The sequence below is a fragment of the Streptomyces sp. NPDC127197 genome (assembly GCF_042672405.1).
Classification (GTDB): domain Bacteria; phylum Actinomycetota; class Actinomycetes; order Streptomycetales; family Streptomycetaceae; genus Streptomyces; species Streptomyces flavusporus.
This window is the reverse complement of the sequence record NZ_JBHXVG010000004.1, coordinates 78226-93006: the sequence shown is the minus strand read 5'-3', so window position 1 is coordinate 93006 and position 14781 is coordinate 78226. Positions and strand designations below refer to the sequence as shown.

The window sequence follows — 14781 nt, the reverse complement described above, 5'->3', positions numbered from 1 at the left end:
GCCCCCTCCACCATGATGTACGGCATCACCGCGCCACCTCCCGCACGGCCTGGTCCGCGCGCACCGCGTCGAACGCGTCGCGCAGCACGGCCTGTTCGTCCGCGTCGGGCCCCGCACCGCGCACATGGGCCACGAAGTCCTCGGCGATCTGCTGGTCGCTGCGGTCCGCAAGACGGCGGGCGTAGGACACGTCGGGCTCATCGGCGGCCCGCTCGGGATCGAAGACGAGGCTGAGGGTGTGGGGGAACCGCTCGGTCAGGCGCGCCATGGGGTCGGCCGGGCGGACCGGGTCGGTGAGCGTCGCCTCGACCCAGGCCTCCTCGTGCGGCGCGAGTGCCGGATCGGCGAGCAGCTCTTCCAACCTGCCTCGGATCCGGGCCAGCGGGCGCGGCACCGGACAGTCGATGCGCTCGGCGGCGACCGAGCCGTCGGCGTCGAGGTCGACGAGCCACATGCTCTTGCGGTGCGCGGTCTCCGAGAAGGAGTACGCCAGGGGGGAGCCGGAGTAGCGCACGCGCTCGGTGAGGGTCTGGCAGCCGTGCAGATGCCCGAGCGCCACATAGTCCACGCCGTCGAAGACGGCCGCCGGCACCGACGCCACACCGCCGACGGTGATGTCCCGCTCGCTGTCGCTGACTTCACCGCCGGTGACGAAGGCGTGCGCGAGGACGACGGACCGCGTGCCCGGTACGCGCGTGGCGAGGTCAGCGCGGACCCGGTCCATGGCAGCGGCGAGCACGGCCTCGTGTCCCGGCTTCTCCACCCCGAACTCGTCCTTCACCAGGGCGGGTTCGAGGTAGGGCAGGCCGTAGAACGCCACGTCTCCGTGCTCGTCCGCCAGGATCACCGGCATCCCGGCCGCGGAGGGATCGGTGCACAGGTGGATGCCGGCCCGCCCGATCAGCCCGGCGCCGACCCCGAGACGGCGGGCGGAGTCGTGGTTCCCGGAGATCATCACCGTCGGCACGCCGAGGTCGGCGAGCCGGTGCAGGGCGTCGTCGAACAGCTCCACTGCGGCCAGCGGCGGTACGGCCCGGTCGTACACGTCTCCCGACACGACGACCGCGTCCACGTCGTGCTCACGCACGGTCGTGACGAGGTGGCCGATGAACTCGGCCTGGGCGCCGAGCATGCTCACCCGGTGGAACGCCCGGCCGAGATGCCAGTCGGAAGTGTGCAGCAATCTCACAAAATCGCTCCGACCTGCATGTTTCCCCTCCTGCACCCCAAAAACCAGCACGAACCAGCACGGGCTCGCGATCAGCGCTCACCACGCTAACGCCTTTGGGGTCCTGATCCACCACGGGTCTCAGCTCCTCACCCGCTTCCGGCACCGAGTTGCCGGAAATGTCCGCGGCGATCTGGTTGACGGTACGGCCGAGGCTTCAAGGCGTGCCGAGGAGGGGCCACGAATCCCACATGCGTCCCCCAAAGCCTCTCGTGCGAGACCGTGCGAAAGAGAAGGTACAGGTCAAGGCCCCGGGGAGGTCATTCACGTCAGCTGCCCGAAGCGGAGAGTGAGCTGCGGGAGCGCCTCGATGAGTTCGATGTTGCCGGGTCCTGTTGACGATGACGTTTCGGCGCGGTACTGCTCCAGCTGGGCCACAGCGGCACGTCGCTGATGCTCCAGCGCGTCGAAACCGTTTGCGGATCCCCTTGCGAACTCTGCTGTGGTCTCAGGGCCCCCGGCGTCGTCACCGCCGGCTCCGGCCAGTTGGTCGAGCAGCAGTTCCTTGCGGCGGGCGAGGCTCTCCGATTCTTCCTGTAGGCGTTGGATGTCAGCTGACCGATCACGGCCGACGGGTGCAACGGCAGCGGCGGCTTGTTCGAGGAGCGGGCGGCGGTGGGGTCCGAAGATGCTCCGCACTCTGGCCGCCTGCCACCGGTCCCGACGCATCCACGCCGTGGCCGATTCCGCCTACCACGGCAAGCCGCTGCGCGACCTGCCCGAACGGGTCACTTTCACCACCTGGCTACCGAAGAACGCCATCCTGTACGCCCCGGCACCCCCGCGCACCGGCCTGTGGTACGGCTCCCTGCACACCCGCACCGTCCGCCTCCTACTCGTCCGCGACACCGACCGCGACCGGCCGCCCTTGGTCCTGGTCAGCACCGGCCTCCAGGCACCGAAGGCGAGGTACCCCTGGCGTGCAACAGGTCCACTCGGTACTGCGGGAGATCGACGCGCAGCGCATCTCGGTGCCGCCCCCGGAGGGATCGTCCCGTTCCCGTATCGCCCAGCGCCTGCCCAGGTCGCCGTAGACACTGGGTAGCCGGACATCGGCCCGGGCGCCCGGTCGTAACTGCCGCCCATCTACCCTCCCGCATGCCGCTGTGGCTCCGAAGCTGTACATACGCTGCTGCGCCTGAGCTCCACTTGTCCGAGAGGGAATCCACCCGATGGAACCGATAGCTCTTGTCTGCCTACCCTTCGCGGGGGCGGGCGCCTCGTTCTTCAGAGCCTGGGAGAAGCACGTACCGGAGACCTTGCGGATAGTGGCGGTGCAGCTCCCGGGGAGGGAGGAGCGCTTCGTCGAGCTGCCCCACACGGACGTGGCCCAGGCCGTGGCGGACGCGTACGACCAGGTCGTGCGGCTCACCGGCGGTGCGGGCCGGGTGGCGGTCTTCGGCCACAGTCTCGGCGCCGTTCTCGCCTACGAACTGGCCCATAAGCTGGGCGAGTTGGAAGGGATCAGTGTCGAGAGGCTGTTCGTCAGCGGCTCGCCGGGGCCCTGGGATGGCAGGGAGGCCCGGGCCAGCGACCTGGACGACGAGGCCTTTCTGGCTCAGGTGCGGCGCTTTGCAGGGTATGCGCATCCGGCCCTGGAGCACCCGGACATGCGGGAGTTGCTGCTGCCCACGCTGCGCGCGGACGTCGCGATGCACGAGAACTACCGGCCCTCGACGGACAAGTCCCTGCAGGTGCCCGTCACGGCTCTGCGGGGCCGCCACGACGAGTTGGTGAGCGGGGCCGCGGTCGCCCGATGGGCGGATGTCACCGAAAGCGGGCTGAGCATGGTCGAACTGGACGGCGGCCACATGTACTTGGCCGACGACGTGCCGGCTCTCCTCCGGGTGATCGACGCACAGGTGCAGACACTCCCGGGAGCCGACCGTGCGCCTGTCCGGTAAGACCGCCCTCGTCACGGGCGCCGCCCGGGGGCTGGGGCGTGCCTGCGCCACCGCCTTCGCGAAGGAAGGCGCGGACCTCGTCCTGCTCGACATCGCCCGGGACCTCGACCAGGTGCCCTATCCGCTCGGGTCCGCCAGCCAGCTCGCGCACACGGTGGAACTCTGCCGAGACCTCGGCGCCTCCGTCCTCGCTCAGTCGGTCGACGTACGGGACGCGAACGCGGTCGATGCCGCGGTGGACGCGGCCGTCGCACGGTTCGGCGCGATCGACGTCCTGGTCAACAACGCAGGCATCGCGGCTCCTTCCGGCAAGGTCGCGCACGACATCGACGAGGCCGAGTGGAACCTCATGCTCGACGTCGATCTGTCCGGGGCCTGGCGCCTGATCCGGGCAGTGGGTGGCCGCATGATCGAGCGTGGTTCGGGCAGCATCGTCAACGTCGCCTCCACCGCCGGACTGGTCGGCTACCGCCACTTCGCCGCCTACGTGGCCGCCAAGCACGGCCTCGTCGGCCTGACGAAGGCCGTGGCGCTGGACTACGCGCCGCGCAAGGTGCGGGTGAACGCGCTCTGCCCGGGATCGGTCCGGGACGCGGACCACGTCGAAGGGCGCATGCTGTCCGAGATCGCCCGTGCCCTGGACGTCCCGGTGGACGAACATGAGGACACCTTCGTGCAGTCGCAGCCGATGAACGCGCTCGTCGAACCGGAGGACATCGCGGCGGCGGCCCTGTGGCTGGCCTCGGATGAATCGCGCCAGGTCACGGGCAGCGTCCTCACCGTCGATGGCGGCTTCACCGCGCGCTGACGCCCCGACACGCTCCTGCCGGGCGCTGCGCCCTCCCACCACGTCCACGCCACCTGGAGTCGAAGCCGTGCCCCGAATCGATACGTCCTGGCTCACCCCCGCCGCCGGCGCCGCGTCCGCACGCTGCCACGCCGTCCACGTCCGCCTTCCGGAAGGCGCGGACGCGGAGCTGATGGGCCGGACGCTGGACGAGGCGGTCGGGGCCTGGTGGGGTGAGGACACCGGGTGCAAGCTGCCCAGGCTGTGGCACGAGCGGGTCCTTGCCGACCGAGTCGCCGGGAGCGACCGGGTGCGCGCCGAGACGACCCGTGCTCTCCATCCTCGGGACGAGGCCTTCCGCGCCGTCCTGCTCGAATTCGCCGACGGACAGGCCGAACTCGTCCTCGTGGCCCATCGCGAACGGCTGGACGCGGAGTCCTTGCGCCTCGTCGCCGACGTCCTGACGGGCCGCTCCCGGTACGAAGAGGTGCGTCCCGTCGAACCGGACGACCGTGGGGAGGCGCGGGAAGAGACGCTCCAGGAGTGGCGGGCGGCGGAGTGCGCGGCAGGGCTGGACTGGGCGGCCGGGGAAGGGAACGCGGGCGAGCGTACGGGACATGTCACCGTCGAACTGCACGCCGGAGCGGCCGACTTGGGAGCCCGGCTCGCGGTGGCGGCCGCGATCGTCCTCGCCCGGTTCGAGGAGCAGGAGAGGCCGCTTCTCGGCGTGCTGCGGAACTGGCGGGACCGGCCCGCCGGGGCGCTGGGCGCGTTCGACACCGGCACCTTGCTCACGCTGGACCTCTCCGGTGCTGTCGACACGGCGGGCCTTCTGGCGCGCGCGGGGGAAGCGCTCGCAGGACGCGACGGCCGGTGCGGAGCGGACCAGTACGCGGACCTCGTGCTCGGCGCGGGCGGCAGGGTTGCGGTGGGCATCCTCGCCGGGACCGGCGATGAGCCCTCGTACGCCGACGACCATCTCTACACGGCGTGTCAGACCGCTCCCTTTCCGCTCACCGTCGTCCCCGGACGCACCGCCGCGGGGGCGCCGCAGCTGATCGTCCACCATCGCTTGGGTGAGGTGGGCGAGGAGTCGGCGAGGCGGTTCGCGCGGCACGTCGCCTTCGTCTACGAGCAGTTGGGCACCACGGCAGGGCAGCTCACGCCGGGTGACATCGGGCTGCTCGATGAGGAGGAGGCGCGTCGTACGGCCGAACTCGGTGCTCCCGCAAAGCCGTTGACCTGGACGCCGGATCGGATCGACGCGGTCTTCGCCGCCAGAGCCGCCGAACGGCCCGATGCCGTGGCGGTCACCTGCGAGGGACGGACGCTGACCTACGCCGAACTGGAGGAGCGGGCCGCGCGCTGTGCCGCCGCTCTGCGGGTCGGCGGGGTCGGTGCCGGTGAGCGCGTGGGGATCTGCCTGGATCGGTCGCTCGATCTCGTGGTCGCCATGCTCGCCGTGCTGAAGGCGGACTGCGTCTATGTGCCGATGGACCCGGCCTACCCGACCGACCGGCTCGCGTACACCGCCGAGGACGCGGGGCTGCGGGCCGTCGTGACCACCCTCGACACCTTCCCCGGGACCGACGGCATGTGGTGCGTGCGCCCGGAGGAGCTGGAGGCGCGGGGGGAGGACGTGGGTGCGGCGCCGGAAGAAGTGAAGCCCACGCGGGCCCCCGAGGAAGCGGCGTACGTCATCTACACCTCGGGCTCCACCGGCCGCCCCAAGGGCGTCGTCGTACCGCACCGCAACGTCGTGGCCCTCCTCGCCGCCACGCGGGACGGCTTCGGCCTCGTCCCGGACGACACCTGGACCCTCTTCCACTCCTGTGCGTTCGACTTCTCCGTATGGGAGGTGTGGGGAGCACTGCTGACGGGGGCCCGGCTCGTCGTCGTGCCGTTCTGGGTCTCCCGGTCGCCCGAGGAGTTCCACGCCCTCATGCTGACCGAGCGGGTCACCGTGCTCAACCAGACCCCGTCGGCCTTCGCGCAGCTGATGGACGCCGATCGCCGCAGCGGGGAGCAACTGGCCGTCCGGCTGGTCGTGTTCGGCGGTGAGACCCTTGACACCCGCCTGCTGCGGACGTGGTTCGACCGTTACCCGGAGGACCGCTGTCGTGTGGTGAACATGTTCGGCATCACGGAGACCACCGTCCATGTCACGGCCCAGACAGTCACACGACGCGAGGCGCTGTCCGGTTCGCGCTCGGTGGGGCCCGCGCTGCCCGGCTGGTACGTGTACGTCCTCGACGAGCAGCGGCGCCCGGTCCCGTGCGGCGCTCCCGGCGAGATCTACGTCGGTGGCGAGGGCCTCGCCCTGGAGTATCTGGGACGTCCCGGCCTGACCCGGGAACGTTTCGTGCCGGACCCCTTCACCGGCGGGCGCATGTACCGCAGCGGCGACCGCGGCCGGCTTCTCCCGGACGGCAGGCTGGAGCACCTGGGGCGCCTCGACTCGCAGGTGAAGGTGCGGGGCTTCCGGATCGAGCTGGACGAGATCCGCACCGTCCTGCTGGAGGAACCGCACGTCACGGCGGCGGCGGTGGTCGTCGAGGGAGGCGAGACCGGAGACGCCGCCCAGGCCCGTATCACCGCGTACGTGGTGCTGGGCTCCGGCGGCGACACGGCGGCGGTGCACCGCCGCGCGCAGAGCGTCCTGCCCTCGTACATGGTGCCGACGTCGGTGATCGCCGTCCCGGCCCTGCCCCTGACCGCGAACGGCAAGCTGGACACGCGCAAGCTGGCCGAACACGCCGTCGTCTCCGCGCCGCCCGCGCCCGTGGACGTGGCCGAATCACCGGACGGTGACCGCACCGACCTTGTGGCGTCCCTCACCTCGGTCTGGGAAGCGCTGCTCGGGGTGCCCGTCGGACCGGACGACAACTTCTTCCTGCTCGGCGGGAATTCACTGCTCGCGGTGCGGCTGACGGCGGTCATGCGCGAGCAGGGGATGCCGCCTCTGCAGCTGCGGGAACTGTATCTCCACCCGACAGTGACGCGGCTGGCGCGGGTGCTCGCGAGCAGCCGCACGTGACGCCGGCGTCGCCGAGCAGCCCCAGGGAGGCGTCCTCAGCGCCGCCGTCCTCCGGACTGAGAAGTGAGGAGGTCGCCAGCAGGTAGCCCAGCTGGGCCCGGCTGCCGCTGGCGAGCTGCTGGGACACCTTGCGGACGTGCTCGGCCACACTGCGCCGGCTCATGCCCAGGCGCCGGGCGATGGAGTCGTCCGTCTCACCGGACACGATCGCCCGCAGGATGGTGCGCTGGATGTCCGAGGTGATCTCGGGCGGCCGCACCGGGGTGGCCCACGGAACGACGGGGACCGCCCTGTCCCAGGCGTTCTCGAAGAACTGCGTCAGAAAGCGGACGAGTCCCGGATGCGTGACCCGGAGCGCGGCGACGGAACGTTCCTCGGACGCCGGTATGAAGGCGACCTCCCGGTCGCAGATGATCATGCGCTCGAAGACCTCGGTCAGGGTGCGGACCTGGGCGCCCGCCTCCGTGACCTCCTCGATGTACGACATCGTCGCCTGGTGCGAGCGGACCGTGTGCTGGTAGATGGTGCGCTGCCGGACACCGCGCGACAGCAGGCTCACATCCCGCTCCCTGGCCTCTTCGAGGAGATTCGGGGCACGCCCACCGCCGGGCTGCGCCGTCAGCAGCTCCTCGCGACACCCCGCCACGGCCGCCTCCAGGGCCGAGCTGATCAGGCTGCCACCGGTGAGCAGAGTGACCGGCGACTGCCGGTCCCTGCGCGCATCCGCGTACGCCTCCGACAGGACGGCGAAAGTGGCCTGGGCCGACAGCAACTCCTTGCGCCTGCGCGCCAGTTCCTCCTCCAGCGGCCCGAGCGCCGCGTAAGCCGCGGCCTCAGGCGGAACAACCTCCGCCGAATCCGGTGACTCAGCGCATTCGCGGACAAGGGACAGCTTCCACAGGCAATCCGGTACGTCCGCGCGGGGCAGGGTCCCTGCCGAGAGCGCTGCGCGGTACAGGTCGCGTGCGGGAGTGCAGGGCGAACTCGGCTGCGGGGTGTCGCATTCGCACAAGTTCGGCCGAGGTTGTTCGAGGCTCACAAGTGTGAAGGTTACATTTGTGCGCCCTGGTGGACCTATGGCGACGACCACGCCCTCGGCAAGCATGGCGACAGGCGGCCGCACACCGCCCGACCACTTGTTCCGAAGGGGGACCCACCCATGCGTTACCTGATCCGTGCCACGATCGCATCCTTCGCCCTGGGGCTCATCGCCCTCGGCGGCCAAGCCCAGCCGGCCGGAGGAGAAGCGGACACGCACGTCAGCGCCGACTCGGCCTGGGGCCGCGCCATCTCCCTCGACCACCAGCAGTGACCTCACCGCACCCGGTGCGGCACGGCGACGATCTGCTGTCGTACGTCGAGGCCGGGACGTCGCCCTACCACGCGGTGGAGGAGGCGACGAACCGGCTGCGGACGGCCGGGTTCCGGGAGCTGAGCGAGGGTGCCCACTGGGCGGACGCGACAGGCGGCTGTTTCGTGGCCGGCGGGGGCACCCTCATCGCCTGGTACGCCCCGCCCGGTGCCCCCGGTCCGACCCCGATCCGGCTCGTGGCCGCGAACACCGACGCGCCCAATCTGCGGATCGGACCGGCGCCGGACACGGGGGCTCGGGGGTGGCAGCAGATCGCCGTGGAGGCCTACGGCCCAGTCTGTCTCGGCAGCTGGCTCGACCGGGACCTGGGAGTGTCCGGCCGGCTCGCCCTGTACGACGGGACCACCCGACTGGTCTGTGCGGACTCGCCTCTGCTGCGGGCCCCGCAGCCGTTGCCGGGGCCGGGACCCGACGGCGGTCCTGGTCGTGACAGCCGGGAGCTGGCTCCCGTTTGGGGACTGGGCGGGGAGGATCCGGGCCGTCTGCTGAGCCGACTGGCGAGCGAGGCGGACGTCCATGTCGACGACGTGCTCGACTGGGACCTGATGCTCCACGACGTGCAGCCTCCGGGCTTCCTGGGCGATGCCGAGGATTTCGTCGCATCGGCGCGTCTGAACAATCTCGTCTCCGTGCACTCGGGGCTCACCGCACTGCTGAGTGCCGCGGAGCGCGGGCCCTCCGCGGTCACCGCGTTCGCGGCCTTCGACCACATGGCGGCGCGCCCGGGGTCGGCAGGCGGGTCTCAATGCGCCCTGCTCGCCCGGGTGTTGCGCCGCTCCGTGGAGGCGCGGGGCGGCTGCCGGGACGACTGGCAACGGGCCGTCGCGGGAACGCTGGCGGTCGCCGCCGGGATGACGGACGCGCTGCACCCGGACTTCCAAGAGCCGCGTCGCCCGCTGCCCAACGGCGGGCCGGTCGTGGAGATCGGCACCGGCCGCACCGGGACCGCCGACGGCCCTCGTATCGCCGAGTTCGCACGTGCCTGCGAGCGGGCCGGCGTGCCCTGGCAGCCTTCCGGCCGCCGGGGCGACCTGCCCGAGGGCTCGCCCGTGGCGCCCCTGCTCGCCTCCCGCCTCGGCATCCCTGTCATCGACGTGGGCGTGCCCGGCCTGTCGCTCAATTCGGTACGCGAACTGTGCGGCGCCCATGACCCCAGACTGCTCACCCGCGCACTCACCGAGTTCCTCCTGGCCGACCCCGCGCACTGACCACTCGCTCTCCTCATCACGACGGAACTCCCATGAAAGGGCACGCACTTGACGGCGACGATCAACGCCATGAGCCTCGGCGACCTGCTCCAGCACTACCGCGGCCGTGCCCGGCTGACGCAGACCGAACTGGCCGGGCTCTCCGCCGTGAGCGTACGGGCCATCCGCAACCTCGAACTCGGGCTCGCGAAGAACCCGCGCAAGGAGACGATCCGGCTGCTCGCCGACGCGCTCAGACTCGGCGGCGGCCGCCGGGCAGCGCTCTTCGTCGCGGCCGGACTCCAGGCCGACGACGCCAGTTTCGAGGCCCTGTCGGTGCTGCCCGCCGTGGCGGCGACACGCCCGCACGGCCGGGGCGCCGACCTGGACCGGACCGTCGGGCTGCTGCGCCGGCCCACGGGGAGGACCGTCACCGTCGCCGGTCTCGGCGGCTCCGGCAAGACCCGCCTCGCCCTGGCGGCAGCCCACACCCTGCACACCGGAACCGGCGTGCCCACCTTGTGGATGAGCGTGCCCCGCGCGGCCGGAACCGACGCAGGCGCCTACCCCGACGGACTCCAGGTCGCCCCGGCCTCCTGGATGGAAGGACTGCTCGCCCGCACCGGCGGGGCGACCGCGGAGGCCGCACGCCTGGTCGGTGACCGGGACGTCCTGCTGGTGATCGACGGGAACGACACCACCCCGGACGGCGACCACGTCTCCCGCGCGACCATGGACTCCCTCCTCGCGGAGTGCCCCCGGCTGCGCATCCTGGAGACCACGCGCACCGCACGCGACCGGGAGCAGGACCGGACGGTCCAGCTGGGTCCGCTGCACGACCAGGACGTCGCCGCGCTCGGCGGACCGCACCCGGCGCCGCCCTCGCCCGCGCTCGCTGTCCTCCTCGACCGGATCGCCGAACTGCGCCCGGGCTACCGTCCGGACACCGGTGACGCCGCCGCGCTGCGAGAGATCTGCTCCCTGCTCGACGGGCTGCCCCGCGCCCTGGAGTCGGTCGCCTCCTGGCTGCTGCTGTGCGCGCCCGACGAACTCGTGTCGATGGCCCGCACCGAACCCCTGCTCCTGGCCGCACCACCCTGTGACACCCCCTCCGGCAGCTGGGTCGACCGGGCGCTCACGCAGGCCCTCGCCGAACTGACGAAGGATCAGCGGATGTTGCTGGCCCAGCTGGCCGACTGGGGCGGTCACTGGACGGTGGAGCAGGTGGCGCAGCGGCTCGGCCTGAGTCGTGCGTCCGCCGCGGTGACGGTGCAGGCACTGCTGCAACAAGGGCTCGTGCGCCGCGAACGCACGGACAGGCGCATCGCGTTCAGCGTCCTCAACCTCGTGCGGGCGGCATGTCCCTCCGTACCGCCCCATCTCCCCCATCTCTCTCACCCCTCACAGCGACAGGAGGAAGACCCCCATGACGGCGCAGACCATCGTCGGGATACTCGCCGATTCGGTACGGCTGCGGGTCTTCTCCGCGATCGTCCTCGGCGCGACCACGCTGCCTGACGCGGCCCGGGCAGCCGGTACGGCACCCAAGGACACCGCCGCCGCGGTGCGCAAGCTCGTCGCAGGCGAGCTGGTGACCGATGACGACGGTGAACTCCGCCCGAACATCGCGTACTTGAGGGCCGCGGCACGTCGGACGGCCACCGTGGCACCGGCACCGGGCGGCGGGCCCGAGACGTCCCTGCTGCGCACCTTCGTCGTGGACGGCCGCCTGCGGAGCCTGCCGGCGCAGCTGGAGCGCCGGCGGACGGTGCTGCGCCACCTGGCCCAGGGCACCTTCCAGACCGGCCACACCTACGACGAACCCGCCGTCAACGACCTGCTGCGCGCCTGGTGCGAGGGCTCCGGGACCGACCACGTCGCCGTCCGCCGGTACCTGATCGAGCTCCAGATCCTGGACCGCGGCGACGGCAGGTACTGGCTGCGCGACGACACCGCGCAGCGCGACTGACCCCGGCACCCACGAAGCCGCCCGCAGGAGGAGCAGGAATGCCCCAGCACGTCTGGACCACCGTCATACGACCCGCACAGGGCACGGCCACCGGCCGCGTCGTCGTCCTCGCGCACTCGGGGGCGGGCCCCAACGCCCTGCTGCCGACAGTGCGTTGGCTGCCCGACGACATTGAGGCCGTCGGCGTCACGCTGCCCGGCCGGGAGCGCAGGTTCGGTGAGGACGCCCGCCAGATCCTGGACGACCCCGAGGGCGCGGTGGCGGCCGTGGCCGGAGAACTGCGCACCCTGTCCGTCCTGCCGACCGTCCTCTTCGGGCACAGCATGGGCGCCGCCTTCGCCGTGGCGCTCGCACTGGCCGCCCCGGACCTGTGCCGGTCCCTCGTGCTCAGCGCTCACCCCAACGGCGGCTCGCGTGCCGAACTCGCGGGGAAGTGGAGCGAGGAAGACCTCATGGACATCCTCGAACGGGGCGGCGGCACGCCCGCCGAAGTCCTGCAGGACGAATACCTCCAGGCACACCTGCTCGCCGTGCTGCGCTGCGACCTCACCCTCGGGCACCGCCTGGCCACCCGCCACGCCCACCGGACCCTGTCGGTCCCGCTCACCGTGCTGGGCGGCCGTGACGACGCGCTGACCGAGACCGCCGAACTCACCCGGTGGAGCCGTCGTGCTGGTGCGGGCCTGCGCGAACGGGTCTTTCCCGGGGGCCACTTCTACCTGCTGGACGAGGCCAACCAGAAGGACGTGGCGGACGAGATCGCCGGTGCCCTCCGGGTGGTGACAACAGGCTGATAACTGCCCCCGCACTGCCGGTGGGAATGCCGAAAGGTGCGGGGAAGGCGCGGTTAAGGTTCGGGAGATGGGTTGCTCGTCCGACCCGTGATGTGCGGAGGGGCATTGATACCACGACGAATCTACGACGTCTCATCGGGTGACCGGTTCATGGAACTCCCGGGATTCACGACGGGATTCTCCACACACGTCAAGATCGAGGGTCTCAACCCGGCCGGATCCATCAAACTGAAGACGGCCCGGGAAATGATTCTCGATGCCGAGGCGCAGGGACGCATCGCTCCGGGGTGCGAACTCATCGAATCCACCTCGGGAAATCTGGGAGTGGCCCTCGCCTCCATCTGCGCGGCCCGGGGCTACCGCATCACCCTGGTCACCGACCCCAACGTGAACGCGCGCACCCTGCGCTTCATCAAGGCACTCGGCGCCGACGTCGTGATCGTGGACGAGCGGGACCGGGCGGGCGGCTATCTCGCCACCCGTATCGAGTACATCCGCCGTCGTACCGCGGCCGACTCCCGGCTCGTGTGGCTGAACCAGTACGCCAACCCGGCCAACGCCATGGCACACAGCACGCACACCGTGGGTGAGATCCTCGCCGGCTTCGGCGCTCCGGACTGGCTGTTCGTGGGCACCGGGACGTCGGGGACACTGATGGGCTGCGTACGGGGACTGCGCGAGGCGGGGGCGTCGACGAACGTCGTCGCGGTCGACGCCGTGGGCTCGGTGACGTTCGGCGGGGGACCCGGACGACGCTGGATCCCCGGGATCGGCACCAGCCACGTCCCCGAGATCTTCGTCGATGACGGCTCGTTCCACAAAGTCCTCGTCGACGAGCGGGACGCCGTCCGCACCTGCCGCAGAGTCGCCCGCGAACACGGACTGCTGCTCGGCGGATCCTCCGGCAGCACGTTGGCGGCCGTCTCCGCGTTCAGCGACCGGATCGCCCCCGGGAGCCGGGTACTGGCCATCTCCCCGGACATGGGGGAGGGATATCTCGACACCGTCTACAACGACGACTGGGTCGTCGAACGATTCGGGGCCGAAACCCTCGCCGCCGCCACCGAGCGAAGAGAAGCCGAATACCTGCCGGGCTGACCACCACCAGACTCAGAGGAACGAACGTGCTTGAATTCTCCGTGCTCAGCGGCAGCGACGTCATGGCGATACTGGCAGGCCGGGAAAAAGATGTCATCGCCAGCGTGCGTGACGCCTACCTCGCCCATGAGGCGGGCGACAGCGTGAATCCGGACAGCTATTTCCTCCGGTTCCCGGACAAGCCCGATTCCCGCATCATCGCCCTTCCCGCCTATCTCGGTGGCACCACCGATGTCGCCGGAATCAAGTGGATAGCGAGCTTTCCGCGCAATGTGGAGTCAGGGCTCCCGCGCGCCTCGGCGGTGCTCGTCCTCAACGACTACACGACCGGTTACCCGTTCGCCCTGCTGGAAGCGGCGGGCATCAGCGCCGCGCGTACCGCGGCGTCCGCCGCGCTCGCCGCCACGACCCTGAGTCATGGCACACCCACCAGCATCGGAGTCCTCGGCGGCGGCGTCATCGCGCGCACCATCTGCCGGTACCTGCACCACTCGGGCACACCGCTGACCGATGTCCGCTGTCACGACATCGACGAGCCCTCGGCGCAGGCCCTCGCCGGCCACCTCGTGACCGAGTACGGGGCTGCCTCCCGTACGGCGTCCGCCGACGAGGCCCTCGACTGCGATCTGGTGGTGCTCGCCACCACCGCGCTGCGCCCCCACATCTCTGCCGACCGCGCTCTGCGGCCCGGGCAGCTGATCCTCAATGTCTCGCTGCGCGACCTGGCCCCGGAGCTGCTGCTCACGGCGGACAACGTGCTCGACGACGTCGAGCACTGCATGAAGGCGAACACCTCTCCCCATCTGGCCGAACAGCTCACCGGAAACCGGGACTTCGTCACCGGGACGCTCGCGCAGGTGCTCACGGGGCAGGTGCGGACCGACCCGGCGCGGGCAACCGTCTTCTCGCCGTTCGGCCTGGGCGTCCTCGACCTGGCCGTCGGCCACTACGTCCATGCGCAGGCCGCCGTCGAAGGGCGACTTCGGACGATCCCCGACTTCTTCGGCGAGACCCGCCGCTGGTAGGCCCCGTGCCGCCTCCTCCTGTCAACCCACATCGAACGGGAACCGCAACCATGAATGTCGCAGACCCGCGCCCGTCCCGGGCCGAGACCGAGGCCAAGGTCGCCGCCGTGATGGCTCAAGTGCTGGAGCTCGACTCCGTGGCCCCCGAGGACAACTTCTTCGACCGCGGCGGACATTCGATGCGCGCGATGCGGCTGTGGGGCGAACTGCGCGCCGCCTTCGGGGTGGAGTTCGAACTGCGGCAGATCTTCGAGACCCCCACGGCGGCCGGTCTCGCCGTGGCTCTGGAGAGCGCCGCGCAACCGGCCGTCGCGCGGCCCAAGTTGGTGCGCCGGTCCTGACGGCCCTCCCGGACGTCGCGCTGTCGCTTTGAAATCTTC

At 71.0% G+C, this 14781-nt stretch carries 15 protein-coding genes; 12 read left to right on the top strand and 3 right to left on the bottom strand.

Going from position 1 to position 14781, the window contains the following annotated elements:
- Window positions 1-25: 25 nt before the first annotated feature.
- On the bottom strand, window positions 26-1189 hold the full coding sequence (locus ACFVJQ_RS07895) for an exonuclease SbcCD subunit D (protein WP_385781764.1): 1164 nt from the start codon (window positions 1187-1189) through the stop codon (window positions 26-28).
- Window positions 1190-1492: 303 nt separating this feature from the next.
- Window positions 1493-1867 (bottom strand): hypothetical protein, encoded by a 375-nt coding sequence (locus ACFVJQ_RS07890; protein ID WP_385509051.1) that lies wholly within the window; start codon window positions 1865-1867, stop codon window positions 1493-1495.
- Here ACFVJQ_RS07890 and ACFVJQ_RS07885 point away from each other — a divergent pair.
- The 4 genes from ACFVJQ_RS07885 to ACFVJQ_RS07870 all read left to right on the top strand — a co-directional run bounded on the left by ACFVJQ_RS07885 (window position 1857) and on the right by ACFVJQ_RS07870 (window position 6956).
- Window positions 1857-2273 (top strand): hypothetical protein, encoded by a 417-nt coding sequence (locus ACFVJQ_RS07885; protein ID WP_385509052.1) that lies wholly within the window; start codon window positions 1857-1859, stop codon window positions 2271-2273. The two genes, ACFVJQ_RS07890 and ACFVJQ_RS07885, sit on opposite strands and share 11 nt — an antisense overlap.
- A 127-nt stretch (window positions 2274-2400) precedes the next feature.
- Complete coding sequence (locus ACFVJQ_RS07880; protein WP_385781759.1) at window positions 2401-3132, top strand: thioesterase II family protein; 732 nt, start codon at window positions 2401-2403, stop codon at window positions 3130-3132.
- Window positions 3116-3940, top strand: a complete 825-nt coding sequence (locus ACFVJQ_RS07875; RefSeq protein WP_385509054.1) for an SDR family oxidoreductase — start codon at window positions 3116-3118, stop codon at window positions 3938-3940. The genes ACFVJQ_RS07880 and ACFVJQ_RS07875 overlap by 17 nt, the downstream gene beginning before the upstream one ends.
- A 67-nt stretch (window positions 3941-4007) precedes the next feature.
- Complete coding sequence (locus tag ACFVJQ_RS07870) at window positions 4008-6956, top strand: amino acid adenylation domain-containing protein (protein WP_385509055.1); 2949 nt, start codon at window positions 4008-4010, stop codon at window positions 6954-6956.
- Here the strand turns inward: ACFVJQ_RS07870 and ACFVJQ_RS07865 are convergent.
- Window positions 6856-7728, bottom strand: coding sequence for a LuxR C-terminal-related transcriptional regulator (locus ACFVJQ_RS07865; RefSeq protein ID WP_385509056.1), 873 nt, complete (start codon window positions 7726-7728; stop codon window positions 6856-6858). The two genes, ACFVJQ_RS07870 and ACFVJQ_RS07865, sit on opposite strands and share 101 nt — an antisense overlap.
- Before the next feature lie 387 nt (window positions 7729-8115).
- Here ACFVJQ_RS07865 and ACFVJQ_RS07860 point away from each other — a divergent pair, with 387 nt between their 5' ends.
- The 8 genes from ACFVJQ_RS07860 (at window position 8116) to ACFVJQ_RS07825 (ending at window position 14742) form a co-directional block, all read left to right on the top strand.
- Complete coding sequence (locus tag ACFVJQ_RS07860) at window positions 8116-8268, top strand: hypothetical protein (protein WP_385509057.1); 153 nt, start codon at window positions 8116-8118, stop codon at window positions 8266-8268.
- Complete coding sequence (locus tag ACFVJQ_RS07855; protein WP_385509058.1) at window positions 8265-9536, top strand: M18 family aminopeptidase; 1272 nt, start codon at window positions 8265-8267, stop codon at window positions 9534-9536. The genes ACFVJQ_RS07860 and ACFVJQ_RS07855 overlap by 4 nt, the downstream gene beginning before the upstream one ends.
- A 69-nt stretch (window positions 9537-9605) precedes the next feature.
- Window positions 9606-11033 (top strand): helix-turn-helix domain-containing protein, encoded by a 1428-nt coding sequence (locus tag ACFVJQ_RS07850; protein WP_385781755.1) that lies wholly within the window; start codon window positions 9606-9608, stop codon window positions 11031-11033.
- Window positions 10942-11484: a DUF2087 domain-containing protein gene (locus ACFVJQ_RS07845; protein WP_385781752.1), complete on the top strand. Its 543-nt coding sequence runs from the start codon at window positions 10942-10944 to the stop codon at window positions 11482-11484. The genes ACFVJQ_RS07850 and ACFVJQ_RS07845 overlap by 92 nt, the downstream gene beginning before the upstream one ends.
- A 38-nt stretch (window positions 11485-11522) precedes the next feature.
- Entirely contained in the window at window positions 11523-12278 is a 756-nt protein-coding gene (locus ACFVJQ_RS07840) for a thioesterase II family protein (protein WP_385509062.1), read from the top strand.
- Window positions 12279-12428: 150 nt separating this feature from the next.
- Window positions 12429-13376: a 2,3-diaminopropionate biosynthesis protein SbnA gene (gene sbnA / locus ACFVJQ_RS07835; protein WP_385509064.1), complete on the top strand. Its 948-nt coding sequence runs from the start codon at window positions 12429-12431 to the stop codon at window positions 13374-13376.
- Window positions 13377-13402: 26 nt separating this feature from the next.
- Window positions 13403-14401, top strand: coding sequence for a 2,3-diaminopropionate biosynthesis protein SbnB (gene sbnB / locus ACFVJQ_RS07830; protein WP_385509065.1), 999 nt, complete (start codon window positions 13403-13405; stop codon window positions 14399-14401).
- Window positions 14402-14451: 50 nt separating this feature from the next.
- Window positions 14452-14742 (top strand): phosphopantetheine-binding protein, encoded by a 291-nt coding sequence (locus tag ACFVJQ_RS07825; RefSeq protein WP_385509066.1) that lies wholly within the window; start codon window positions 14452-14454, stop codon window positions 14740-14742.
- The last annotated feature ends 39 nt before the right edge of the window (window positions 14743-14781 follow it).

Excerpts from the sequence above, each read along its gene's own strand:
- ACFVJQ_RS07825 (WP_385509066.1), top strand. The coding sequence starts at position 14,452 with ATGAATGTCGCAGACCCGCGCCCGTCCCGGGCCGAGACCGAGGCCAAG.
- ACFVJQ_RS07880 (WP_385781759.1), top strand. The coding sequence starts at position 2,401 with ATGGAACCGATAGCTCTTGTCTGCCTACCCTTCGCGGGGGCGGGCGCC.
- ACFVJQ_RS07850 (WP_385781755.1), top strand. The coding sequence starts at position 9,606 with ATGAGCCTCGGCGACCTGCTCCAGCACTACCGCGGCCGTGCCCGGCTG.
- ACFVJQ_RS07885 (WP_385509052.1), top strand. The coding sequence starts at position 1,857 with ATGCTCCGCACTCTGGCCGCCTGCCACCGGTCCCGACGCATCCACGCC.
- ACFVJQ_RS07840 (WP_385509062.1), top strand. The coding sequence starts at position 11,523 with ATGCCCCAGCACGTCTGGACCACCGTCATACGACCCGCACAGGGCACG.
- ACFVJQ_RS07860 (WP_385509057.1), top strand. The coding sequence starts at position 8,116 with ATGCGTTACCTGATCCGTGCCACGATCGCATCCTTCGCCCTGGGGCTC.
- ACFVJQ_RS07845 (WP_385781752.1), top strand. The coding sequence starts at position 10,942 with ATGACGGCGCAGACCATCGTCGGGATACTCGCCGATTCGGTACGGCTG.
- sbnA (WP_385509064.1), top strand. The coding sequence starts at position 12,429 with ATGGAACTCCCGGGATTCACGACGGGATTCTCCACACACGTCAAGATC.